At 58.0% G+C, this 24,887-nt stretch carries 18 protein-coding genes; 12 read left to right on the top strand and 6 right to left on the bottom strand.

The genetic code is table 11. The features are described from left to right. Window positions 1–306 precede the first annotated feature (306 nt). Both BRA471DRAFT_RS09800 and BRA471DRAFT_RS36730 read left to right on the top strand, forming a co-directional pair. Window positions 307–5,748, top strand: a complete 5,442-nt coding sequence (locus BRA471DRAFT_RS09800) for a VCBS domain-containing protein (protein WP_007606711.1) — start codon at window positions 307–309, stop codon at window positions 5,746–5,748. 42 nt (window positions 5,749–5,790) lie between these two features. After that, on the top strand, window positions 5,791–6,042 hold the full coding sequence (locus BRA471DRAFT_RS36730) for an H-NS histone family protein (RefSeq protein ID WP_083843201.1): 252 nt from the start codon (window positions 5,791–5,793) through the stop codon (window positions 6,040–6,042). Between the two features lie 225 nt (window positions 6,043–6,267). Here BRA471DRAFT_RS36730 and rfbD read toward each other — a convergent pair whose 3' ends face one another. Further along, complete coding sequence (gene rfbD / locus BRA471DRAFT_RS09795; protein WP_007606709.1) at window positions 6,268–7,170, bottom strand: dTDP-4-dehydrorhamnose reductase; 903 nt, start codon at window positions 7,168–7,170, stop codon at window positions 6,268–6,270. After that, window positions 7,170–7,724: a dTDP-4-dehydrorhamnose 3,5-epimerase gene (rfbC, locus tag BRA471DRAFT_RS09790; RefSeq protein ID WP_007606707.1), complete on the bottom strand. Its 555-nt coding sequence runs from the start codon at window positions 7,722–7,724 to the stop codon at window positions 7,170–7,172. Before rfbC ends, rfbD begins: the two co-directional genes overlap by 1 nt. 106 nt (window positions 7,725–7,830) lie before the next feature. Between rfbC and rfbA the strand changes: the two genes are divergently transcribed. After that, entirely contained in the window at window positions 7,831–8,706 is an 876-nt protein-coding gene (gene rfbA, locus BRA471DRAFT_RS09785; RefSeq protein ID WP_007606706.1) for a glucose-1-phosphate thymidylyltransferase RfbA, read from the top strand. 24 nt (window positions 8,707–8,730) lie between these two features. Beyond that, window positions 8,731–9,798: a dTDP-glucose 4,6-dehydratase gene (gene rfbB, locus BRA471DRAFT_RS09780; RefSeq protein WP_007606704.1), complete on the top strand. Its 1,068-nt coding sequence runs from the start codon at window positions 8,731–8,733 to the stop codon at window positions 9,796–9,798. Between the two features lie 301 nt (window positions 9,799–10,099). On the opposite strand, the gene BRA471DRAFT_RS09770 is transcribed toward rfbB, so the two are convergent. Continuing rightward, the gene (locus BRA471DRAFT_RS09770; RefSeq protein WP_007606703.1) at window positions 10,100–10,597 is read right to left on the bottom strand and encodes a galactosyltransferase-related protein; all 498 of its coding nucleotides are present in this window, start codon (window positions 10,595–10,597) and stop codon (window positions 10,100–10,102) included. Between the two features lie 208 nt (window positions 10,598–10,805). Here BRA471DRAFT_RS09770 and BRA471DRAFT_RS09765 point away from each other — a divergent pair, with 208 nt between their 5' ends. Beyond that, window positions 10,806–14,282 (top strand): tetratricopeptide repeat protein, encoded by a 3,477-nt coding sequence (locus BRA471DRAFT_RS09765; RefSeq protein ID WP_157234053.1) that lies wholly within the window; start codon window positions 10,806–10,808, stop codon window positions 14,280–14,282. A gap of 1,308 nt (window positions 14,283–15,590) precedes the next feature. Here BRA471DRAFT_RS09765 and BRA471DRAFT_RS09755 read toward each other — a convergent pair. After that, window positions 15,591–15,920, bottom strand: coding sequence for a hypothetical protein (locus BRA471DRAFT_RS09755; protein ID WP_007606701.1), 330 nt, complete (start codon window positions 15,918–15,920; stop codon window positions 15,591–15,593). A 147-nt stretch (window positions 15,921–16,067) separates the two neighbouring features. On the opposite strand from BRA471DRAFT_RS09755, the gene BRA471DRAFT_RS09750 reads away from it, so the two are divergent. The 3 genes from BRA471DRAFT_RS09750 to BRA471DRAFT_RS09745 all read left to right on the top strand — a co-directional run bounded on the left by BRA471DRAFT_RS09750 (window position 16,068) and on the right by BRA471DRAFT_RS09745 (window position 17,725). Beyond that, window positions 16,068–16,406, top strand: a complete 339-nt coding sequence (locus tag BRA471DRAFT_RS09750; RefSeq protein ID WP_007606700.1) for a VanZ family protein — start codon at window positions 16,068–16,070, stop codon at window positions 16,404–16,406. Between the two features lie 636 nt (window positions 16,407–17,042). After that, complete coding sequence (locus BRA471DRAFT_RS36725) at window positions 17,043–17,249, top strand: hypothetical protein (RefSeq protein WP_231171077.1); 207 nt, start codon at window positions 17,043–17,045, stop codon at window positions 17,247–17,249. Between the two features lie 143 nt (window positions 17,250–17,392). Further along, a complete protein-coding gene (locus tag BRA471DRAFT_RS09745) occupies window positions 17,393–17,725 on the top strand; it encodes a hypothetical protein (protein ID WP_007606698.1) in 333 nt (110 codons plus the stop codon). A gap of 663 nt (window positions 17,726–18,388) precedes the next feature. Here the strand turns inward: BRA471DRAFT_RS09745 and BRA471DRAFT_RS38245 are convergent. Continuing rightward, a complete protein-coding gene (locus tag BRA471DRAFT_RS38245; RefSeq protein WP_157234052.1) occupies window positions 18,389–18,646 on the bottom strand; it encodes a hypothetical protein in 258 nt (85 codons plus the stop codon). A gap of 174 nt (window positions 18,647–18,820) precedes the next feature. On the opposite strand from BRA471DRAFT_RS38245, the gene BRA471DRAFT_RS38815 reads away from it, so the two are divergent. Continuing rightward, on the top strand, window positions 18,821–18,997 hold the full coding sequence (locus BRA471DRAFT_RS38815) for a hypothetical protein (protein ID WP_007606697.1): 177 nt from the start codon (window positions 18,821–18,823) through the stop codon (window positions 18,995–18,997). Window positions 18,998–19,762: 765 nt separating this feature from the next. Here BRA471DRAFT_RS38815 and BRA471DRAFT_RS38810 read toward each other — a convergent pair. Continuing rightward, window positions 19,763–19,933: a hypothetical protein gene (locus tag BRA471DRAFT_RS38810; protein WP_007606696.1), complete on the bottom strand. Its 171-nt coding sequence runs from the start codon at window positions 19,931–19,933 to the stop codon at window positions 19,763–19,765. A 919-nt stretch (window positions 19,934–20,852) separates the two neighbouring features. Here BRA471DRAFT_RS38810 and BRA471DRAFT_RS09740 point away from each other — a divergent pair. The 3 genes from BRA471DRAFT_RS09740 (at window position 20,853) to BRA471DRAFT_RS09735 (ending at window position 24,251) form a co-directional block, all read left to right on the top strand. Further along, window positions 20,853–21,212, top strand: coding sequence for a VanZ family protein (locus BRA471DRAFT_RS09740; protein ID WP_157234051.1), 360 nt, complete (start codon window positions 20,853–20,855; stop codon window positions 21,210–21,212). 167 nt (window positions 21,213–21,379) lie between these two features. Then, the gene (locus BRA471DRAFT_RS40300) at window positions 21,380–21,670 is read left to right on the top strand and encodes a PilZ domain-containing protein (RefSeq protein WP_007606695.1); all 291 of its coding nucleotides are present in this window, start codon (window positions 21,380–21,382) and stop codon (window positions 21,668–21,670) included. A gap of 1,963 nt (window positions 21,671–23,633) precedes the next feature. Continuing rightward, window positions 23,634–24,251: an NYN domain-containing protein gene (locus tag BRA471DRAFT_RS09735; RefSeq protein WP_007606694.1), complete on the top strand. Its 618-nt coding sequence runs from the start codon at window positions 23,634–23,636 to the stop codon at window positions 24,249–24,251. The last annotated feature ends 636 nt before the right edge of the window (window positions 24,252–24,887 follow it).

Below are 24,887 nucleotides of genomic sequence, written 5' to 3'. Positions count from 1 at the left end.
AACCTGATATCGCGACGCTGTCATTCGAGTTGTTGGGTCTGCTGTTCTTACCCGTGAAGCAAGCCGCAAGACTCTTCAGTGGCGCTGTTGAGCAAAGCGACCTCCGTAGCGGATTCGCGGATCTTCTGAGATCAGGACGAACGTCGCAGCTTCGGCGGACAGGCAGGGCCTAGCCAAATACGTAAGCAACACTGCCATACCGAATTTAACTTAATCGCGTTCTGGTTGATTACTTGCTGCGGCAAGGGTGATACAAATTTGACGAGAATTTTGTCGATTTAATATTAGCTCATTGGCGGTGCCCAATTGAATTACACGGGCGATTTTGACGCCGCGCGGCCTGCTGTAGATGGCCAGGGCTCTCATCCCCTGGCCTCGAGTCACGGGGATTCGTTTGCCGTACAGGCTCACGGACACGCGCCCGACGGCGCACTCCTCGTACCTGATCCCAATCTGTTGTTTCACGGCGAGTACAAGCGTGCTGGCGTCGACCTCGTCCTATCTAATGATGGGCGGGAGTTCGTCGTCCATGACTATTTCAAGGGTGAGAAGCGCGCAGCGCTTTCTTCGCCCGACGGCGCGCATCTCAGCGGAGATCTTGTCAACGCGCTCGCCGGCCACGTTCAGTATGCTCAGGCGGCGCCCAGCACAGCGACATCCCAGATTATTGGCCACGTAACGAAGCTGGCGGGGAATGCCACCGCGATCCGCAACGGCGTATCAATCATCCTGAATAATGGCGACGACGTCCAGAAGGGCGACGTGCTGGTAACCGGTTCGGATTCGACCCTCGGCGTCACCTTCATCGACGGCACAGTGTTCGGCCTGTCCTCAAACGCGAGGATGGTGTTGAACGAGATGATCTACGACCCCAATGGGTCGAACAACGCGTCGCTGCTCAGCTTGATTGCGGGCACAATCAGCTTCGTCGCCGGTGAGACCGCTAAGCACGGCGACATGAAGATCGATACTCCGGTCGCTACCATGGGTATCCGTGGAACGGCCGTGCTCACCCAGATAAGTTTCTTCGTGCCGCTTGGCGGTGGAGATCCGCAGCCTCACGCCAATTTTCAGGTTCTGGTCGAGCCCGACGGCACCACTGGCTCCTACGTCTTGTTCGACAAGATCACACTGCTCCCGATCGGGACAGTCAACCAAGCTGGACAGATGATCCAGATCAGCGGCGGTAATGTCTCGGTCTCCAATGCATTATTGTCGCCGGAGGTTCAGAAGCTCATCTCCGATGTGTTCTCGCTGAAGTTCAGCGCGAATTCGGACAACACCAGGCTCACCACGAATTTCACCGACACGGTCACCCCCGACAGCCGTGGTCTGGCGATGAACGGTGCAGGCGGCCTAGCCGGTATCCCGAACTTTAACTTTACGATAGCACCCGAGAAAACGGCTGTATTCAATCAAACGGGCGATCTGTTCATTCCGTTTATCTCAATCAAATCTGTCGATGTGATTTCTGCTTCAGATAAAGCGAGTTTCACAATTGCAGATCAGGTCATCATCACCGATTCCAATCCTGCTGACGTTCTTGTTCCATATGTACCAGGAACCGCCACGATCAAATCGGTGAGCGGGCCTTCGACCGCCCCACCAGGTGCCGATCTGGCAAAGCTTTTAACTCTCAATGCCGCGACTGGCGCAATCAGCTACGATCCCGCAAAGTTTGCCTTTCTTGGCGCCAATCAGAATGTCGTAGTCATACTCGAATTTGATAGCAGAGCGGGGTCCGAAATCTTCCATAAAGCTCTGTCTCTAACCATCACCGGGAGCAACGATCCGGCGACGATCTTGGGAACGGCTACCGGCACGGTGATGGAAGACGGCGGGCTGACGGCGCACGGCGTTCTGATGGTCCATGACGTCGATACCGGGCAAGATAACTTCCAGACGGCGGCTTCACTCGCCGGGGCCTATGGCACCTTCACGTTCGATCCAACCACCGGCGAATGGAGCTATACGCTCGATAACACTGCCGCCAAGGTCCGGGCGCTCGCCGACGGCCAAGTTGTCCACGACACACTGACCGTGAAGTCGGCCGACGGCACTGCTTCGCAACTGATCGACATCACTATCACCGGGAGTAACGATGCGGCCGTGATTTCGGGAACGGGGATCGGCGCCGTCAAGGAAGACTACAAGCTGACTGCGTGTGGCACTCTGACGGTCCATGACGCCGATACCGGCGAGGATCACTTCCAGACGCCAGCTACCCTCGCCGGGGCCTACGGTACCTTCACGTTCAATCCTGCCACCGGCGACTGGAGCTACACGCTCGACAACTCTGCCGCCAAAGTTCAGGGGCTTGCCGGCGGCCAGGTCGTACATGACACTTTGACCGTGAAGTCGGCCGACGGCACCGCTTCACAGCTGATCGACGTCACCATCACCGGCAGCAACGATGCGGCGGCAATCTCGGGAGCGGTGACCGGCGCGGTCGAGGAAGACGGCAAGCTGACTGCGTGTGGCACCCTGACAGTCCAGGACGCCGATACCGGCCAGGACTACTTCCAGACTCCAGCCTCGCTCGCCGGGACCTACGGCGCCTTCACGTTCGATCCCGCCACCGGCGACTGGAGCTATTCGCTCGATAACTCTGCCGCCAAAGTCCAGGCGCTTGCTGGTGGCGAGATCATCCATCAAACTTTGACCGTGAAGTCGGCCGACGGCACCGCTTCACAGCTGATCGACGTCACCATCACCGGCAGCAACGATGCGGCGGCAATCTCGGGAGCGGTGACCGGCGCGGTCAAGGAAGACGGCAAGCTGACTGCGTGTGGCACTCTGACGGTCCAGGACGCCGATACCGGGCAGGATAACTTCCAGACGCCCGCTTCTCTCGCCGGGACCTACGGCACCTTCACATTCGATCCCGCCACCGGCGAATGGAGCTACACGCTCGATAACTCTGCCGCCAAAGTCCAGGCGCTTGCTGGTGGCGAGATCGTCCATGACACTTTGACTGTGATGTCGGCCGACGGCACCGCTTCACAGCTGATCGACGTCACCATCACCGGCAGCAACGATGCCGCGGTGATCTCGGGAACAGCGACTGGCGCAGTCAAGGAAGACGGCAGACTAACTGCGTGCGGCACGCTCAAGGTCCAGGACATCGACACCGGGCAAGACCACTTCCAGACGCCAGCCTCCCTCGCCGCAGCTTACGGCACGTTCACGTTCGACCCTGCCAGCGGCGAATGGAGCTACACGCTCGATAACTCCGCCCCCAAGGTCCAGGCGCTTGCTGGCGGCCAGGTCGTCCACGACACCCTGACCGTGAAGTCGGCTGACGGCATCGCTTCGCAGCTGATCGACGTGACTATCGCCGGCAGCAACGATGCCGCCGTGATCTCGGGAACAGCTATTGGCACGGTGAAGGAAGACGGCAAGCTAAGTGCGTGCGGCATGCTCACGGTCCAGGACCTTGATACCGGGCAGGATCACTTCCAGACGCCCGCTTCTCTCGCCGGGACCTACGGCGCCTTCACGTTCGATCCGGCCACCGGCGATTGGAGCTACACGCTCGATAACTCTGCCGCCAAAGTCCAGGCGCTTGCCGGTGGCCAGATCGTCCATGATACTTTGACCGTGAAGTCGGCCGACGGCACCGCTTCGCAGCTGATCGACGTCACCATCACCGGCAGCGACGATGCGGCGGCAATCTCGGGAGCGGCCATCGGCGCGGTCGAGGAAGACGGCAAGCTGACTGCGTGTGGCACGCTGACAGTCCAGGACGCCGATACCGGGCAGGATCACTTCCAGATACCAGGCTCCCCGGCCGGGACCTACGGCACTTTCACGTTCGATCCTGCCACCGGCGATTGGGGCTACACGCTCGATAACTCTGCCGCCAAAGTCCAGGGGCTTGTCGGTGGCCAGGTCGTCCATGACACCCTCACTGTGAAGTCGGCCGACGGCACTGCTTCGGAGCTGATCGACGTCACCATCACCGGTAAGAACGATGCCGCGATAATCTCGGGTAAGCTGAGCGGCAATGTGGAGATTCCCGATGACGGCCCGGGTAGCGGCAAGTTAACCGATACTGGCAAGGTAACCGACACCGACATCGACAATAATCCCAACACCTTCATACCGAAGCCTGCTGGGTCGGCCACTAGCCACGGCTACGGCACTTATCAACTGACCGCGTCGGGCATTTGGACCTATACGCTCGATTATTCAAACCCGACCGTACATAGGCTCGATGAAGGCCAACATCTCAACGACACCTTCACAGTTCAGACCATTGATGGCACTGCCAAGGTCGTGACGACTACAATCAGCGATGATGATCCGCCGCATCGAGCTCCGGCTGGCGTCGCTGGCTCCGAAATCAATCTCGGCTTAGCCGACCCGTTCTTGCAATCTGGCGCCATAGTCACTGTCACACTCGCCGGCGTTGCGGACGACTGGATCGTAACCGATGAAGTTCGAAGCGCTGATGGTACTTGGTCGGTGCAAACAGCCGATCCTGCATCTCTGTCGATAACAACGCCGGGTACTTTCGAAGGCGCCGCGCTTCTAATAATAACTGAAGTAGTGACCACGCAGGACGGTACAAGTACAAACCACGTCGTCGCTGACAATGTTGAAGCCTACGCCCAAGGAAGGCCAATCTTCGCTTATGCAGGCGACGATTTCCTTACGGCGGCGAGCGGTCATGACTTGATCGTGTTCTCGCAACCCATTGGTCATGACCTCCTTTACAATTTCGATGTTCGTGCCGATCAAATCGATCTGATCGGCTTTTCCGCCACCGACTTCGGCGCCGTTCAAGCGCACATGCTGGACGATGTCTCCGGCAGCGCCGTCATTGCGCTGGGTGATGAGCAATCTATTACGCTACCGGGCATCTCATCGTCTTCGCTAACGGCAAGCAATTTCGTTTTCGATCTGGCACCAGCGTTCAGCAATGTTGGCACGATGTCAGTTTCTGACGGAGCCTTACTCCCGATCAGCGGAGAAATGAACAATACCGGCACCGTCCTAGTAAGCGCGGCAGGCGACGAAACCATCGTGCAGCTCATTCAACCCGGATTGACGCTTAAGGGGGGCGGGCAATTTTTACTCTCGGATGATAACAGCAACATCATTTCGGGAACGAGCCCGAATGTCACCCTGAACAACGAAAACAACGTCATCTCCGGTGCAGGTCAATTGGGCAACGGACAACTGAACTTCATCAACGCCGGCAACGTCAACGCGACAGGCAACCAACCGCTTATCATCGACACTGGCTCGAATGTGATCCACAACGCGGGAATTTTGGAGGCTTCTGGACCAGGAGGCCTGATCGTTGTCAGCGCAGTCGACAATTCGGGCTTCCTCTGGGCGAATACTGCCAATCTGACGGTCAAAGGTGCCGTTAGCGGAAACGGCACAGCGATTATCGATGGCCCAGGCCTGCTTGAGTTCGAGGCCGCTTCAAACGCCAACGTGGTTTTTGGCCTGGCTAGTGGCGGCACCCTGTCGCTCGGAGATGCCTTCCATTTCAACGGTACGATTTCAGGGTTCAACGATTTGGACATTATCGAGTTGAACAACTTCAACCCCGATTCAGCCACTATCAGTTACGTCCAGAATGCGAACACCGGCGGCACGCTAACCATCGCAAACGGAGCACAAGTCGCTCACCTGACTCTTCTTGGCGATTACACTGCGGACTCTTTCAATCTTGTTTCCGATTTACCGGGCCACGCACTGGTGACGTACGCCCACCAAGGGATCATCTCATAAGCATTTCCATTACAAGATCTTTTTAGCACCGGGGAGGTAGCGATGAGGGACTATCAATCCATGTCGTTGGACGACCTTTTGCTTCATCATCATGAAATCAGCGAGACGATCCAACAACGAACCAATCTAAAATCTCACCTGACCAAGCCGCGGAAGCCATATCCGCGTGTCCGTCCAAAATACCGAAACCCAAACAATCCGTCACAGACGTGGTGTGGACGCGGGAGTCAGCCGCGATGGGTACACGACCTACTTGCGGCAGGAACAACACTCGAAGATCTAAAACTCAAATAACCCATGATCCTGTCGGACGTCGACCTTCGATGCTGACTTGTTCGATGCTGCGGTTTGAGGCGGCTCATGATCGACTCGACTCGAGCACCAGCAGCTCGGAGAGCTTCACCATCGCGTGCTCGCTCCTTTTGGCAGATCAGCGGGAGTTAGCTTTGCCAACCATCTGCTCGCTACGACCGATGACGATCAACGGCAGAAGCCCCCGGATCTTGAGAAGCACCCGAATTATCCCAGCCGAATCAAACGATCGAGTTCACGGTGCATAGCCTGGCTCCAAGATGGCATCGACACACCGAAGGCCTGGCGGAGCCTTGACGTGTCCAGCCGCGAATTGGCAGGCCTGATTGCTTTTGTGGGAAACTCGCTGGTCGCGATGGCGTGAATCGTCGCAGCCTTGACTGCCTGACCTCTCAACTTGAGGCCATCCACGATCGCTGTTGCGAAGCCATGCCAGGACGTCGCGCCGGCGTTTGCCAGATGGACGAGCCCCTCTGCCGCCGCGAAATCCTCGGCCAAATCCGTAGTGTTTGTGCGTCGATCAATGATGGCCGATGTCGCCTCTGCGATTGAAGCCGCCGCCGTTGGGGCGCCAAACTGGTCCGCCACCACCCGCAATTCGTCACGCTCGCGCGCCAAACGCGTCATCGTGCGAAGGAAGTTTGTTCCCTGTGCGGCGTACACCCACGACGTTCGCAAGATGAGGTGGGCTGCGCCAGATGCCTGGATTGCTCGCTCTCCCTCCCACTTGCTACGCCCATAACTTGAGAGGGGTCCGCATCTGTCCCCTTCGCGCCAGGGTGTCTCGCCCGATCCATCGAAGACATAGTCTGTAGAGAAATGGATCAGGGGAACGTTACGTTTACGGGCCCAAGCGGCCATGGCGGCGGGAGATGCTGCGTTCACGCGCAGAGCGAGTTCTGCCTCATCCTCAGCCTTGTCGACAGCTGTGTAAGCAGCTGGGTTAACTATGAGGTCGGGCACTAGGCCATCTAACGCTTCAGCTACGGTCTCGGGCCGAGAAAGATCGAGTTCCGCACGCTGCGGCGCCAAGACCACGTGTGAAGTATTCAGCAGAGGCAACAGCGCTCCACCAACCTGCCCACTGGTCCCGGTCAGAAGGACCCGCATTACACTTGCCCGTAAGTCGGCAAATTCGTCACGTCCACGAGCAAAGGCGCCTCCGCGTCACGCGGCGACAATGACGGGTTGGGAATGCCCCAATCGATCCCGATGGCGGGATCATCCCATCGGACGACAAGTTCGTCCTTTGGGCTGTAGAGATCATCGCATTTGTAAAAGAAATCCGCCGTTTCAGACAGCACCGCGAACCCGTGCGCGAAACCTCGAGGCACCCACAATTGCCTGCGATTTTCCTCGCTAAGTTCAACCGCCACATGCCGCCCGAAATTCGGACTTCCAACACGGACATCTACGGCAACATCCAATACCGTGCCCCGCACGACACTGACGAGCTTGCCTTGCGTCGAGGGGTTTTGTAGGTGAAGGCCGCGAAGCACCCCATAGGACGAGCGCGACATGTTATCCTGCACGAACGGGCGGCTGACACCGTGTTCGGCGTAGCGGTCGAACCGGTAGGTTTCGAGGAAAAAGCCCCGCTGGTCGCCAAACAGCTTGGGTTCAATAACCAAAACCTCAGGAAGCGTAGTCGCAATAACATTCATTGTGATATATGAGGGGCTCGAAAACCTTGTTTACTCTAGATTTATAGCGAACTTGTGCCGGCTATTCCATCTGATACGTTTTAATTGGTAAATTTGTGAGAGGGCCATGAAGGGCATCATACTCGCCGGCGGAACTGGCTCGCGCCTCTACCCCGTGACCACCGTTGTATCCAAGCAATTGCTTCCGGTTTTCGACAAGCCGATGATCTATTATCCCCTTTCCACGCTGATGCTGGCAGGGATTCGCGACATTCTGATCATTTCGACCCCTCTGGACAAACCTCTGTTTCAGCGCCTGCTCGGCGATGGATCGGACATCGGCGTGCGATTCTCCTACGAAAGCCAGGACGCTCCCCGTGGTTTGGCTGACGCCTTCATCGTGGGACGCGAATTTGTAGGCCAGGATTCGGTCGCCCTCATCCTGGGCGACAACATCTTTTACGGCCATGGCCTTCCAGAGATGCTCGCCCACGCCGGGGCGCGAAAGAAGGGCGCAACGGTGTTTGGCTATTACGTGAACACGCCCGAGCAGTATGGTGTCGTCGAGCTCGATACCACCGGCCGAGCGTTGTCAATTGAGGAGAAACCCAAGCAACCAAAATCTAACGTCGCGGTTACGGGCCTTTATTTCTACGACAACGACGTCCTGGACATCGCCGCGAATGTGAAGCCGTCCGCCCGCGGAGAAATCGAAATCACCGACGTCAACAACGCTTATCTCGTGCGCGGTGACCTCTTTGTCGAGGTGCTCGGGCGCGGATTTGCGTGGCTTGATACGGGTACGCATGCCTCTCTCGTGGAGGCCAGTCACTTCGTACAGATCCTGGAGCAGCGCCAGAGCTTGCGGGTCGCTTGCCCCGAGGAAATTGCCTTGCGGCAGGGCTACATCTCTCTGAAAGCTTTCGAGAAAGTGGCTGAGAAGACGGCCAAGAGTAGTTACGGGGAATACTTGAAATCGGTTGCCCGTTCTTTCCAACAGTAATTTCAATCACGGAGGGCGCTCCAGATGCGCTTCAAAGGCTCAACGATCTTCGTGACTGGGGGGGCCGGCTTCATCGGCTCTGCCGTGGTGCGACATTTGTTGCGCGATACACATGCGCGCGTTGTCAACATCGATAAGCTCACCTACGCGGCTAATCTCGACTCCTTACCTGGCGCCGAAGGCAATCCGCATTATCAGTTCGAGAAGCAGTGCATTTGCGAAGGCGCCTCACTTCGCAAGTTGTTCGAGAAGTATCAACCCGACGCGGTGATGAATCTCGCCGCCGAGAGCCATGTCGACCGCTCAATCGATGGTCCAGGTGAATTTGTTCAGACCAACATCGTAGGTACTTTCACGATCCTGCAAGAGACCCTACGCCATTGGCGAACCCTGTCCCCCGAGAAGCGTGCGTCGTTCCGCTTCCTCCACATATCCACCGACGAGGTCTTCGGCTCGCTGGGCGATGAGGGGCTCTTCACGGAGACGACAGCCTACGCCCCGAACTCCCCCTACTCTGCCAGCAAAGCTTCGTCTGATCATCTGGTACGCGCTTGGCGGGAGACTTACGATCTGCCGACGCTGGTGACGAATTGTTCGAACAATTACGGGCCGTTTCACTTTCCGGAGAAGCTGATCCCGCACATGATCATCAAGGGTCTCGCGGGTGAACCGTTGCCGGTCTATGGCGACGGCAAGAATATCCGCGACTGGCTCTATGTCGAGGATCATGCCAAGGCTCTGACGACGGTTCTCGAACGAGGCAACATCGGCGAGACCTATAACGTCGGTGGCCGTAACGAACGTACCAATCTGCAGGTTGTCCAGACAATCTGTGACCTACTTGATGACATGGCTCCCACAAGCGATGGATCGCGCCGTCACCTCATTTCGTTTGTTAGTGACCGTCCCGGCCACGATCATCGCTATGCAATCGACGCTTCAAAGCTCGAGCGACAACTTGGCTGGCGCGCGGAAGAAACTTTTGAAAGCGGAATCGAGAAGACCGTGAAGTGGTATCTCGATCAGAAGCCGTGGTGGGCCGCAATTTTGGAGCGGGGCTATACGGCCAAGCGCGTAGGCATAAAGCTTTAGATCTGCGGCATCAGTCCTAAGCTGACTTTTTAGCCCTCTGCCGGTTGCGGCTGATGGAGGGGTTCAACCAAGATGTGCTCCACAACAATTTTGCCGCTGTGCTCCAAGTGACGCCGCGAATGCACCTTCTGAATGCTCGTTAAATTCGATAAACCATCGCGCTTCCAGAACTCATCAGTTTTGCGCTTGCGAATGAAGCCTTGCGCGACTTGCTCAAACCAGAGGTCCACATAACGAAGTCTGTTTCTAACATGCGCTGGCGTGGGTTCGCCATCCGGAAAGCTTCCGGCATCAACATGAGCTAAGCGCCGAAGCGACCCGGGCGATGCTCGATGCTGCACCCAACCCGCAGCAGCCTCTCTCGAAGATCCACGTCCTCGAATCCCCATCCCCAATAGTCGTTCGAAAACCCATTCGCCGAGCTAAAGTGCTCCTTGCTCATTAAAACGACTGCGCTAAAGAGCTGCCGAACAAATTCCGGGGTGAAGCTAGAGTTGAGCCCGTCCGATATCGCCATCGCAGGCCTCTCTGACAGGCGATAGTCCGCCTCTTCGGGTAAGAGGTCTACGTCATGGAAACAGACATAATCGACGTCCGGCGCCATTGCCTGAAATCCAGCGTTGTTAACGAAACCGCGATTGAAGGGAAGATTGCCGGCCTGCTCTGAAACCATAATCCGGACGGCAACTGTCGAGCTGAGCGTGTCCCGAGCAAAGAAGGCCAGTAAGTGCGGAATGAGTGCCGCAAGGTGTTCCGACCTGTCGCGATAGGGAACAATGATCCCGAGGGTTGTCGGCATTCATTTCCACCTTACAGGCGGTTACGGCGGTCACCAAGTGATGCACCGCCATTCAGCCCCCTGCTAGAATTAAGTCCAATCCCGTTTTTGGGTATATCAACCCTCTATTCATGGTAGAGCCGAGAGTAAAGTTCATTTTCATGGCCGCAATTTACCTTCTGACGCCGGCCCATTTTTTCCTCAGCTAGGGCCGTGTTAAATAGGTTCGTTGATCCGCCATATTGGCTCCCCTCATCTAAGTCATTCGATGCAAGGTCCATTAGAAAATAGCGAAGCAACCGAGAAGTTGGCCGGACTTTCAGCTCCCGACGCCGCCGAAACTGCGCGGAGCTTGATCGAGCAAGGCCGGCAACTCCGGAAAGCCAATGATCGTGTCGGATCGCTGGCGGCGTTTGCCCGAGCAACCGATGCTGACCCTTCGAACGTAACCGCTGCGATCGAATGCGGTTATGATCATCTTCACCTCGTCCAGATCCCCGAGGCACGGGATGCCTTCGAGCGCGGCCTTGCGCTTGATGCCGACAACAAGTCAGGCCTGATCGGCTTGGGTCACACCTTTAGGCATCTACGTGATCTCGCGGAGGCCCAGCGCTGCTTTCAGCGCGTCCTCGAACTCGAGCCCGGTCATGCGGGCGCATCCATGGGGCTCGGTTACACTTTGAAATCGCTGGGCCGCAGCGATCAGGCGCTTGACGCGTTCCTGTCGGCCGCAAAGACCAGCCCCACGAACACTGCCGCGAAGGTCGAGGCTGCGAACATCCTTCGCGATACCAACCGTATCGACAACGCCATTGCCCTGTTGCAGGACGTCATCGAGCAGGGCCCATCAAATGCGGGACATATCTCGGCTCTCGCGCGGCTGTTGAAGCAATCGGGCCGCAATCTGGAAGCGGCTGAAACGTTTCGAAAGCTCATTACGGTTGACCCCACCGACATTAGTTATCGTATAGAACTGGGTCATATTCTTCGTGACATCGACGCCCTCGACGAGGCCCTCGAGGTCTTGACCGCAGTCCTGGAGCAGGAGCCTGCGAATGCCAGTGCATGGGTCGCGATGGGCTGGCTGCATCGCAAGGCTGCAAGGCTTGACCCTGCTGCAGAGGCGTTCCGGCGTGCGGTTGACCTGCAACCCACAAATGCCGGGTCGCTGCACGCGCTTGGCATCAGCGAGCGAGACCGCAGCAACCATGGGGCTTCCCTGGACTGTTTCAACCGTGCTCGCGATGTCGATCCAAGGGCACTTTATATTCGGCAAGAGATCTGCAATTCGTTGCGAAATCTCGGACGTTTTGACGACGCCGCCGCCCAATACCGGGACGCCCTGAGGGATTGGCCGGCATCACGAGAGTTACACCTTGGACTGGGCTATGCGCTCCGAAGCGCCGGACACAGCGACGAGGCCTTGGCCGCTTTTGATGCGGCCACGGGAGACGATCCGGCGCATCCGAACGCGCCCATCGAGGCCGGTCACGTGCTCTTGAAGCTCGGCCGGCCGACCGAAGCGGTTGAGCGTTTCCGGGAAGCGCTTACGCGCGCGCCGGGGAATCCGTCGGCCTTGGTTGGCCTTAGCTACGCACTTCGCCGCCTGGGGCAGTTAGATCAGGCCGAGACAGCCCTGCGCGAGGTGCTGGCCACACAACCAGACCATGGCGGCGCCCGCGTGGCGCTTGGTCATCTGCTTGACGCCCAATACCGGCTGGACGAAGCGGCCGAGCTGTTCTCGCAGGTCATCGCCAGCCAGCCCGATCACGCCGAGAGTTACGGGGCTCTCGGCAACATTCATCGGCGGCGCGGAGATCGCGATGCCGCGCTCGCGTCGTTCCGCCGGGCGGCGGCTGCTGAGCCAGCCAACGAAATGCGGCTCCTTGATGTGGCCGTCGAGCTGAGAGATCTGGGCCAGCTGGACGAGAGTGCCGCGGTCATCAATCGAGTGCTTGCCTCGGCTCCCACGGAAGCGCGTGCGTTGATGCAACGCGGGCAGCTGCTGCGCCGGCAGGACCGGCGGGACGAGGCGCTGGTGGTGTTCAAGCAGCTGATCGCCCATCACCCGGACAATGCCCAGGCGATGGTTGAAGCAGCGAGCGAGGAGCGTGCGCTCGGCCGCCCGCAGCTTGCGACACAATGGCTTGATCAAGCCCTTATCGCCGAGGCCGATCACGTCGGAGCCCTAATCGGGCTCGCCGAATTGGCCATGCAAAGCGACGATGCGGAAGGGGCCCTGGAGATTTATCGCCGCGCAGCGGCCGCACATCCTACAAATGTTTGGGCATGGCTTGGCGGTGCGCGAGCTGCTTTCGAAGCGGGCTCGCGCGATGAAGCTTTCCGCTTGATCGCAGAAGCTCGTGAGCGGCTCGGATCGCATCCCGAGATGGCTGGGATGGAAATCGAGCTGCTGCGCCAACTGCGAGAATGGACCCGGGCGCAAGAGACGATCGATCAGGCCTTGGCCGAGGCGCCGCGTCCAAATTTCTGGCTCTGGTCGCATAAGGTCCAGATTGCGACCATGACCGGCGACTACGTGCTGGCCGAGCAGGAGTTGAATGGCCCGACGCCGGCCTCGAGCGTAACCGACCACGCGCGGGTCGAGTTGCTTCGCGGGCAGCTTGCCGAGGCCAGATTTGCCTACGGCGAGTCGATCCCGGCCTATCAGGAGGCCATTCGCCTCAATCCCAGCGATGCATGGGCCCATTTCGAGCTCGCGCGCGCGGCATTGATGAGCCTCGACATCGATACATCACGGAAAGCGCTCGCGAACTTCATTCGTGTCAGCAGATCCTCGCTTCTCCTCAAAGGTCAGTCCCTCAGCCCGTCGCAAAATCACGTCGGACAATTGCTCGACGAGTTCGTCCTGGATGCCGATGCCTTGGCGGAACTGCAAAGCATCATGTCTGGCGATCCCGCAGTTCAATTCGGCCGATTGCGAGCGATGCTCGCGGCTTATCCGGACTACACGCCAGCTGCGATGCTTCTGGCGATCGCGCTGCGTCAAAATTGCCAATTTACAATACCGCCAAAATCGGATCCGGGAGCTCAGAGTCCAATCCCGCGGCACATCGTGCAATTCTGGGATCGGGATCCGCCGAAAGAAGTGACTGAGCTGATGGGATCGTGGCGGGAACTCAACCCAAGTCACCGCTGGACTTGTTTCGATAATGACAGCGCGAGAGAATTCCTCAGGCGTGAATTCGGTGTGCAGGTCCTTCGTGCCTACGATCGCGCCGTCGTACCGGCTCAACAGGCCGACCTGTTCCGCCTCGCCTGGCTTGCGGCGCGAGGCGGCATCTATGCCGATGCCGACGACCGATCCCTTGCACCGATCGACAGCTATCTTCATCCAGAGGCGACACTGGCAGTGCATCAGGAGAACTACGGTTCGATCGGCAACAATTTCATCGCCGTGACGCCGGAGCACCCTGTCATCGTCCGCGCCCTCGATATGGGCACCGCGGCCATGAACCGCGGCGATACCGATCTGATTTGGCTTTCGACGGGCCCAGGTCTCCTGACCCGCGCATTTGCGCTGGAGTGGGCAAGCGGACGCCCCGGTGGCCTACTTCGACGAACTCAAGTACTCGATCTCGGCCATCTCCAACGCGTGATCGGCATCCACTGCCCCGTCCGTTATAAATCAACAGACAAGCACTGGAGCCGCACGGCGTTTCGCCGAAAAGGGAAGCCACGCTAACCGAGCTCTAAAAGGTCATCTCCATTCTGGCAGGAGGTTTATCATTGTCTAATCCACCCTCGCGTTGGACGTTACCTTCGCAGCCGGGTAGCAAACGAATGTTCGATCAGAACAAATTCGTCTTCTTCTCGACGCCCTCTACGGCCAGTTCGAGGAGCCCGCTGGGTCGCCGCCGACGGACTGAGGCAGGTCACTGCAACACCGTAGCCCTCTCGCCAAGGCGCTGAAGGCGGAAGCGCTGGCGAGACGCAGTTTGAGCGCAGTCGGACCGCAGCTGCAGATCGACCTCCGGGGGCACTGGGCCGAGATGAGAGGAGCGAAACTCACGGCGTTCGTGTTCATCTCAACGAGGCGATTAGCCTGTCATTGAACTGAACCGATCGCGCATCGCCCTGGCGCGCACGAGCGCCCGAGGATTGTCCATCAACACCTAGCGCCGAGGAATGTGCTCTCCACCCGGCAAACCAATCCCACACCGCTGCTCTAGGTGTTGCAGGCGGCAGCCAACCCAAGCTTTCTCAGGAGCGGCGCAAACCGATCGTTTGGGCATTCCTTCGCCAAGCTCGCTTGAACTTCTTCGGCGGCTCGCTTGACCCGCTTCTTTGCGACGCCCGCGTGCTTTTGAGCCTCAGGCTTTGGAGCATACGGGTCGCGCCAGTGACGAGGAATGAAATCAGGTGTTTGGCTAGGACGGCTAATCGGAGGAGCGGGAAGAGGCTCTTGCTCTGCAGCTATGAAGCTCACCTCCGTTATCTGCTTGGGCAGATCCAGGTCTTTCACCACAAGAGTTTCCAACCTGTCGGATTTCTTCGTGCTCGCAGCCGACGCCGGTGCAGCGAATACTACAAGCACCTCTGACTGAGGGGATGGATCCGACCTGCGACCCCCAGCGGCAATCGCGCAGATTGCGACTAAGCCAAGCACCCCAAGTACGATAGCTTTTGGCATTTGCCAGTCCCCACATTGGCAATCTTAGCAATCTGCCACGAGATGCGTCCGGAATGAGGCGAAACTTCCCATTTTGGCTAATTCGAAAGCGGCGCATTTGGCGACTAGTAGCACTGGCTCACCGAAATCAGGCAAAACCTGCCTGAAATCCGCCGACAAAGCGACTGGGACGACCGAAAGATAACCCGGCGGTCCGAGTCGAAATCCGATCAAATCCGGCCTCAGTCCGAATCACTGGAGCGGGCGCGGCGCGCCCGCCCATGGTGCTTCTGTTCTTTCAGCGCATCCTGAACGCGTCAAAGGCGTGCGCCAAAAAGATCACGACACTCAGGAAGGCCAACGTGGCAATTGCCGTCTCTGTCATGGCCTCACCCATTTGCTGGAGATGCCCAGAAGAGCGGCCTGCACGAACTGTTCGTAAAGTACATTGATAAGCGCCAGCATGACCACATCCCGTTCTTTATCATCCCGTGGAACGTTAGGGTGGGAGTGTTTCAGGCTCGCTTCGTTGCGCCCGGAAATGGTTTCGCCGCCACGGCGAAGGGGCTGGCCTACGGTGTCCCGACGCGGCGCCCGTAACCTCTCGACGGCGATCCTGAGCTTCTTGGACTGGCGCCGCCGCCGGTCCGTGTCTGCTACCCCAACCCATTCGGCTTCGGCACTCCGCCTATCAGTGTTCTTATACAACATGCCTCTTTCCGTTTTCGGCGACGCGCAGCCGCAACGGACGGGTGTCTTGCCGGGCCTTGCAGGCATGGCCAACGATGTTCTTGACAGCCACCACGCGAAAGCCTCTGAGGAGTGGACGGCGTGTGCAGAAGGCACTATTTTCGCGACATGATGCGGAAATTAATCATTTTGATTGCCTGGTGCGGCCTCGGATCCATCGCCTTTGTAACACTCTCTCCGATCGGCTTGCGCCCTGAATTAGGATCTGCCGGGTTCGAGCGTTTCGCAGCTTACGGTGCCCTCGGCGTTCTCTTCGTAGTGGCATATCCTCGCCGATTCACACTGATGATGATATTCATACTCGGTGTGGCCGTTTCGCTCGAGCTGCTGCAACATCTCACGCCTGACCGCCATGGCCACATCGCGGACGCTGCGCAAAAGGTTATTGGCGGGCTTGTTGGTTCGAGCGCCGCGAAGTTCGCCCATCTGTGGCGAGACCGATCCTGAAAACGGCGGCTACCGCGGCGGCGATAGGGTTAGCCATGCAATTGCGTGGGCAAGCGTCTCAGTCACCAGCTGTGGGTGTGCGTTGATGCATGCGTTCGTCGCTCTCTAGTTTCTATTGTCGCGGTGGCCTCGCCGCGACTCCGCTTGCTTATCTGGCAAGTGCCGGCGGCCCGCGCCGGATACTAAGCGAGGTGGCGATATACCCTATCCCAAATGCTGCTGCGCTGGTGGTCGCTCCATACTCGTCGGAACCGCCACAGATAAGACGACGCGACCATCTACTGGTGGAGAATGAGATTTTGCTCGCACGGACTCACCGAAGAGACCTCGGCAAGACAACCCTGCTTGCCGCCAAGTCTCCCCTCCGCGCTCCCCTGCTTACCATCTTGTTGGCCGCTACCCGCTGTGGTGACGCCCTCACAGCTTATTGGCGCTTGGCGTTCCGAATCAGGCAGGTTCGTCCGAAGTGCCGAATGGACGCTGCCGCTCGAACGATGTGCACCGAAAGACTATTGTGACTAGGAGTTAATTTTGGGCTGGATCGCAAATCTACTCCGCCTTCCGGACGTCGGCCTTCGACCTCGGGACGGCACCCACGTGGACCTACAGCCGTTATCGGCGCGCGGCGCTCGATGGTTGAAGCACAACCTGTTTCGCTTCCCCGGTGCGGTCTGGTCCCGCAAGCAGGGTTGTGTGGAATTGGCAGAGGGCGACGTTATCGCGTTGCATCTCGTGGTCGAGCGCCTGAAAGAGGCTGGTGTTCGGGTGCGATTCTATGGGCGGCTTCGGCGCTGGGACGGGAAGGCGCCGGTGTGGACCTTGCTGGTGCGTGGAAAACGATGATCCGGCGGCGTCGAAGCCATTGGCTCATCGACGCTCTGCAAACCCGTGCGGCCGGTTAACCTGCAAGCTTCGCATCAATGTTAATCCGCGAGTTTGGTTGTGTGCGTTCTACTCCGCGCTAAGATTCGCTTACCGGACATTGCATGCCCGGGCCCACCATGGCGAAAGTCGGCGCGCTCTCATATTCGGCGTGTCGTCTTCGTTCGCCCAACAACGCGCGCGAGTTGATTTTGCAGAAGCCGTCAAAGGAACCGCTCGATCTCGTCGAAATGCGTCGAGAGATTAGCGTCCTGCGAAGCTGCCATTCGGAAAATGGCCGCGTCACGAACCTTTTGAACAAGCTGATGATCAAGGTTGCACATCTCATGGAGCCAGAGAACGCCGCTCACGCTGAACAGCTGCGCAAAGCTTACGAAAGAACGATGGCAGAGGTGGAGAGAGCCGTCGCGCACAATGAACCCAAGCCGTCCAGGTAAGCCTAATAGCGAGATCATATTGTAGTAAAGCGCCACTTCATCGGAGGGTACCTACAGTCGTGAAAGAGCCTTCGTTTCGCGTACGGGCGCTTTTGCTGCGAGGGGTGCTTGCCATTGCCAGGCGGCCCCGCCCAGCTTTGCCAGAGGCACGGGTATTAGAACGAGGGCCGGCAATCGCTACTGGGTCAATCTCGATGCTACTGCGTCGGTGGGTGCATTAACCCTTCCGCAGCGTTGCCGCGTCCGCGAGGACTCCGTCGGCGGACTTGGCGGCCTTGAGAAAATAACGCGACCATTTCACCGGATGACGTCACGCTCCACAGGAATGAACCTATTCTCATTCAGCGAGATGCAGCGCGTCCTTAGACCTCGCCAGCGCGAGAAGTGGAGCAGAAACTCCCAGAACTTGACCTCCTGGACCATCAGAGCCGGTCTAAGGCATAGATGAACCTGGGCCCTTTCAAGAGACTACACCGTTTGATTTTGCGAAAATTGCTCGCATTAGCTGCATATCAGAAAGCTACACTAATTAAACCGCTTGGCAACTTTAACTCGCAGATAAGAAGGTACTCGCTCTAAAAGAACGAGAAGCCGATCTCGGAGTTGAAGTCCGACAAGGCGCAAGGCCTCGTCCGATTACCAGATCTTCTTCACGCGCGACGCCTAGCCCTTGGACGTCATGGTTTTGACTTTTCTGTTATTCAATTCATCTGCCATTTGTAAGCTGAAGAACCGCTTTAACAGGCGATCAATCGCTGTGTCGAAACGTTCTTCGAGATCCAAATTGGCGAGTACCCCAGTGCTTTCCAAGGCGTTGCGGATAGCGCGCTCATTAGGAGCGGTTATCCGTGCTAACTCCGATGTCGGCCGCGATAGCGCGTCCGACTTCTGCGGTTTCGCCGGCGATGGCGACTTCGGCACGCTTGCCTGCGGGCAGGTACGGCGCACCAATAAACTTAACGAGCGCCCTTCAGACGCCTCCGCGAGAGGTATTCTGCGACCTCATTTGGACTGAAGATCAAGGTTGCCTTGAGCTGAACTGAAAATTATGATCGCCGTCCTTTTGAAGAAAAATAATAGTGCGGAGGGCGTCGTATGACCGGGTTCGAAGCCAAGCTTGAACGTTTTGAATGCCTCGCCACTGAATGCGAATTGATCGCTGAGCGAGCGAATGAAAACGATCGACAGCTGTACCTACGCGCTGGCCAGCGTTATCGCGATTTGGCAAAGGATATGCGCGAACTGATCGCTTCCTTCGACATCGCCGCGTAAAGTACAGCGTGCTGCTTAGCGGGAAGCTGTTCAACGGCCCACACATCCGTCCCCGAGGCGACTAAGGGTCTCGATTGGCGCCCGGTGAGTGGTTCAGCGCAGCCGATGGGGTATTAGAGGACCCCAGCCTAAAACAGGTCTTTGAGGCGCATTGAAGCATCCTTACGCGCTGGTCACGCCTGCTTAGCCTGGGGGGTGCAAGCCAGTCTGCCTACCGTTCCGGCGGCCTAAGACGCTTTGAGCGCTCACGTCGGCGATCAGAAATATGCTCGCGAACGCCGTAGCCAACGCCAAACCCGGCACCGAAGATAAGCAAGATGACGACAACGTCTGCCATTCGATGCGTTCGCCGCTGCCGAGAGAATGCCAGAAGTGGGCCACCAGCTTACCAGCCAATCCGCTGGAGGCCCGTGCCAGTGCTGAAAATTCTGGCCTTGGGCGGTCAGACGACAGGCACAACGATACTGCTGTGGACGTCAGGCGACCTGCAAGACTGCGCTGGGATTAAGGTAACGCAGCAAGGTTACCCGGGTCCTTCGCACGCGGTGTCCGAAGCGTTCTCGCATTGGCAGTGGCCAGCCGAAGTGTCTCCCTGAGAAGGAGAACTTCTTCGTATTGTTTCTCAGTTTGCAATTTTGTCGCCAAACGCGCGATTTGGTTGTTGTTGAGGAGTTCGACGCGCGCAGCAATATTCGTGTGCTTATTCGACATAGACCACCCCCACTGCGTTGTGTTCCGGGCACTTTTTATGACTGTTCCAAGGTTTCAAGACATCGCATACCAACCGTTGGGAAGCGGGATGAATGGCCAGGACGCGACTTCAAGATTATCGTTCGCGGCGGCGGGCTTCATCGCAGCTGTCGGATCGGCGACGGCTTCTTCCACCTGGGCGGCACTCGCCGCGGTGCGCGCGGCGCACCTAAAATCGATTTGCATGAACAAAGCTCCCCATCGGAAGCGCGGAAATTTGCAGTGTTCTAAAAAGGGTCGATAAGAATTAGGGCACGACGATATATCGGGTCCGCGTCGCAAGCAATAGTAGTGCGGCTCTGACTTAAGTCGAATTCCGCCGTCGCGCAGCGGCGACATACAAAGCGCGAATTCACCGAGCGCCCTTCAGGCGACACGACGTCGAGCACGTCGTCATCACGCCGTTGTCGCACCTAATGCAAGCCTTGACGCATTGATCATAGTTCTTCGGATCAAAAGGCGAGAACATTTTGGCAGCGCATGCATTCGTCGAGTTGGTGACGTCTTCCTCACGCGAACAGGCCGAAAGCCCCGCAGCGACCGTGAGGATAACAACCGCATGGATTGTTCGCTTTCGAGCGCGCTTCACGTTGGGTCAGACCAAGGCGTGCTGGACCGAAGCTACCGGTCTTGGAGACTTCGACTGCATGGCGGCGAGATATCGAGATGTCGTGACTACGGCAAAAGCGACGGTAATGGCAAAGGCGACCGTGGAAACAACAACAGCGGTACGAGGACCAATCATAATTTGAAGCGCTCCTCCCCAGGGCGTCCCCCGGCAATCACCTTAGCGACATGGTCCCAAAGAGTTCAAGCTTCGTCTCATAGCTCGAAGGACCTTTGCGAACTTGCGATGCCAGAGCCCGGCGTGCGAGTGTCTACTTTTGAACAGTTCGCCGACCCAAAGCTGTGAGCCCGCCCCGCAGCTACGCTGCGCGCTTCTGCTCGCCAATCCAGAGCGTTAAGATGCGATTTCACTGTTTGCGCGCGATGCGGTTCAATTGACTGGCGGGTCTCATTTAGGACAGTCTTGCTTTCCGATTAAGGATATTCGAATTCGAACGGCGTATGGAAGCCGCCGCGGCGTATTGTTGTCTCTATGCGCTTGAACCGCCAATTCACGATTGTGACCGGACTGGGCCTTGCTCTGGCAACGTACGCAGCGGTGGCAGCGCTGAAAGGCTGGCCGGTCATCGGCGGGCACCATCACGGCGATCGCGTGATGCTCATTGAGCGATTTTGCGTGTGGGCTCTTTTTGGATCTGCGCTATCGCTCCTTTTACCGGGCAGGCTGCTGATCGTTTGCGGCTTCCTCATAGTGACTTCACTCGCAATAGAACTGTCGCAAATCGTTCGCCCTGACCGCTATCCCAGCCTCTTCAGCGCTGCGCTGAAAATCCTAAGCGGCATCGTGGGTGCAGCGGTCGCACAAATCGTTCTCATGTTCTTGCCTCGTCCTCCATAGTCGTTGTATTGCCCTCATTTGCCCAAGTAACACTAACGCACAGATGTTCTTGCGCCGCTCGGCAACGGGCCCGATGCTTCATGCAGTCGCGAAGTCGTCCTCGTCTTGCGTAACGGCGGCTTCGCGGCGAGGGGTCGCCGCCCCCTCGGTCGGCGATCCCGCCCACAATGCTGCTGAGGTTCGGAGGCAAAGTGTCTGTTGAATGGACGGGCTTTGATCGGCGACGCGTCACACGCAAAACGGTCGACCAGACAGTCATGCTCTCGCTCTCAGGCGGAGCGACAGTCACGCGCTGCGCAATGCGTGACCTCTCAGTTTTTGGGGCCGGCCTACTGCTAGAAAATGCTCCGATCCCGTCGACTATCCTCCACCTATCGTTTGACCATTTTCGAACAGGCTTCGCCTGCCGCCTCATATGGCGTCGCGATGCTTTCGTCGGGGTGGCGTTTGTCCATTAGCGTGCTGCGATCTAACGCCGGCGCAGCGCGCGCGCTGATCGCGAAGCTGAGGTGCACGGTCGGCAAAGGCCGCCTAGGTCCTGATCCTGACCGGGTTGCCGGGACGTCACTGGATAAAAGCGCCGAACTGGATGGGCTGGCGGCGATGCCGAGCGGCTCGCCCCGGGCTCTTTAGGCGGAAAGAGCTGCATCGGCAGTCCGATGATGATACCTGTCTGGTCAGCACCGACATTGCTCATCCCAATGTCGGAGTTAGGACCGCGTTGAAGGCGCCACCTCGACGCGGTCCGCCACTATTGACCGAAGCATTACACAGCGGTCGCACAGCTAACGTGGCTTGCAAGCCCCGCCTCTGCTGATCAGAACGTGCGGCCGAAGCCTACTACTCCGCCCATGCTCCCGGGCTGGTGCGGGGCAGGCGACGTCGACGCATTCTGCCCAAACCCGTATGTGTTCGTCCCGGGCACAGGTACCGAGATCTGCGAGTTTCCGTTCACGCTGTGCCAGTGATGGTGCCGCTCGGAAAGGAATGACGAATTCACGTTCTTCGTTGTGAGTACAAGGTCCAGTCCAGCTGCGGCTGCAAAGGGGCGAGGCGCCGACCATCGCACCAAACTTCCACGGGGCTTCTTCTTCGCAGCGGCCCTTCCCTTTGCATCTACTTCCGTCGCGCAGTCTCACATCCAAACTCAGGCATAGCCGAGCTCGTCGAGCACGTATCCTGATAGATCATCATGATACTTCGCTCGCCGAACGGCTCTGTGCGTATGTCAATTAAACTGACATAGGTTTGGGATTGCCAGATTTTCCCGGTAGTCGTCAGATTCTTGTTGGCAGAAGCGAGTCAACTTGGCATGCTCCTGTGACCGGGGCTCGCACGTTCATCTCGCATCTATTTACACCCGGGGACTGAAGCAACGGCAACGCTGCGGCAGCTGTTTTAGTACGTGTTGTTTAGATCAACCAATGAACTTCTGAGGCCGCCTTTAGGTGGCCTCTTCGTTGGGAACTCAATTCTGCAGGGATATTGCAATGGCAAAACCAGCCGTTTCCCGGGATGCTTTTCGTGGACTATTCGCTTTATACGCGACGAAGGCTCATCACGATCACAAAGCCGGAGAATGCCTTTTGAGGTTGTTCGGGTCTGCAGAATACATTCCTGATCGCCTACTGCAGCAATGGTCTGAAAAAGCTGATCTACTCGGTCCAGAAACCGTCGGTAGTGTAGTGGGGCCGCGCGCCCGTGAACTCGCGAGCGGCGGCACGCGGTACGACCATGCGAGTGATTTTCTCCACTCGCTCCTGAGAGACCTCGGGCGAAAAACGCAGTGATCAGATGCGCCGTTTCCGCGCGCTCTTGCCGCGCCTCTGCTCAACTTTGACCTCATAGGAAGTCTTCTGCCCCTCACGCAGCTCGTTAGACCGGCGCGTTCGCCTATTAGCCCCTCGACTTTAACCTGCGCCTTCTCCCTGGGTCCGGGGAGGTGCGTGGCGCCTCAATCTTCGAGGCGAGCGACCAGGCCGCTGGAGAAATTTGATTTCGATAAGGAGCGGTCAATAACATCTGGAAGATTGCCTTGCTGGCGCTGTAACGAGCTGCAGTCCTGCTGAACTCGCTGCCAATCAACAAAGGGGTGCCTGATCGGTCAATGACGGACCATCGCCAGGCACGACCGCGCCTATGTATCGACAGATCAAAGAGAGCAAAAGCGTCAGCGTTCATCTATGGATACCTTGAATGCGCACTTGAAATAGACAGGACACATTACGAAATCTGACGGGGAGAACTTTCGGGCAACGCTGGGGTTCCACGCCCGGATACATATGATATTAGTTGAAGATTAAAACGTTCGTTGCTACTCGACGATCTCCGGTAGCTATCCATATAGAATGCGACCGAAAATTTTGCGTTGCGAATTTACGGGATGCTTCAACTCCGACTTGCCCCACCGAAAGCCTACAGATGTCTCATTTACCTGCCGACAAGATCGCGCTCTTCATCGATGGAGCCAATCTCTACGCGACGGCGAAAACTCTGGGCTTCGACATCGATTACAAGCGCCTGCTGAAGGAGTTTCAGAGCCGCGGGACGCTGCTGAGGGCGTTCTACTACACCGCGATCATCGAGGATCAGGAGTACTCCTCGATCCGGCCGCTGATCGACTGGCTCGACTACAACGGCTACACCGTCGTCACCAAGGCGACCAAGGAGTTCATCGACGCCTCCGGCCGCCGCAAGGTCAAGGGCAACATGGACATCGAGCTCGCCGTGAACGCCATGGAGCTCGCCGAGCACATCGACCAGATGGTGCTGTTCTCGGGCGACGGCGACTTCCGCTCTCTGGTCGAGGCCGTTCAGCGCCGCGGCGTGCGGGTCACCGTGATTTCAACGATCGCGAGCCAGCCGCCGATGATCGCCGACGAGCTGCGCCGGCAGGCCGACGTCTTCACCGACCTCGTCGAGCTGCAGTCCAAGCTCGGTCGCGACCCGTCCGAACGCCCCGCCCCGCGTGATCGTGAAGCGCGTGGACACATGCCAAAATTCTTGCAGGAGCCGAAGGGAAACGACCCACACGACTAGACCCTGAAGGCGGCGCCCGCATTCCGCAAGTGCGGATGGGCCGGTGGCATTTGTCGCTTTGAGATATCTCCGCGATGGCTCGATATCGCTTGCGTGAAAGGGGCGGCATCCGGCAACCTATCTTGCTGGCGAAGCGAACCTGCTGTGGCTCTGAAGAACCCCGACGCAATTGCCGTCATCGTGACCGCCCTCCGGCTGACTCACGGCGGCGAAGCTGCGCGAGCCATGCTGATCGGCGGCATGAGCTTGGCCGCCTGACAGAGGCGACGTTCTCCGCACCGGTCGAGCGACGCGATGCCGTTCGATACCTCAATTTGCACCTCGAACGTCCGCCAGCCGCTCGAATTCTGATCCTCCGGCGCGTTCCTTCAGCACAGAACGATAATTTCAACTCTCAGGCAGGGCATGCACCTGTAGGCATAGGCGGCGGGGAGGTTTGCAATTGCCGGCAGCGACGCGAGAAACTCCATTGGCCGCTGACATCTGTTGCAGATGAGGGTTGGTGCCTTGTCCGTGTCACCGCCGAGGGCCAATGCGGGTCCGCCAAAAGGTGAGAAGGGTAATTCCAATGGCCGGCGTTTACACCTCCGGACGGCTACCGGGCCGCCGCATCGAAAAATAGGCCCCGCCGGCGTG

Origin of the sequence: Bradyrhizobium sp. WSM471, from assembly GCF_000244915.1 — a bacterium.
Classification (GTDB): Bacteria; Pseudomonadota; Alphaproteobacteria; order Rhizobiales; family Xanthobacteraceae; genus Bradyrhizobium.
This window is presented reverse-complemented; position numbering and strand designations above follow the sequence as displayed.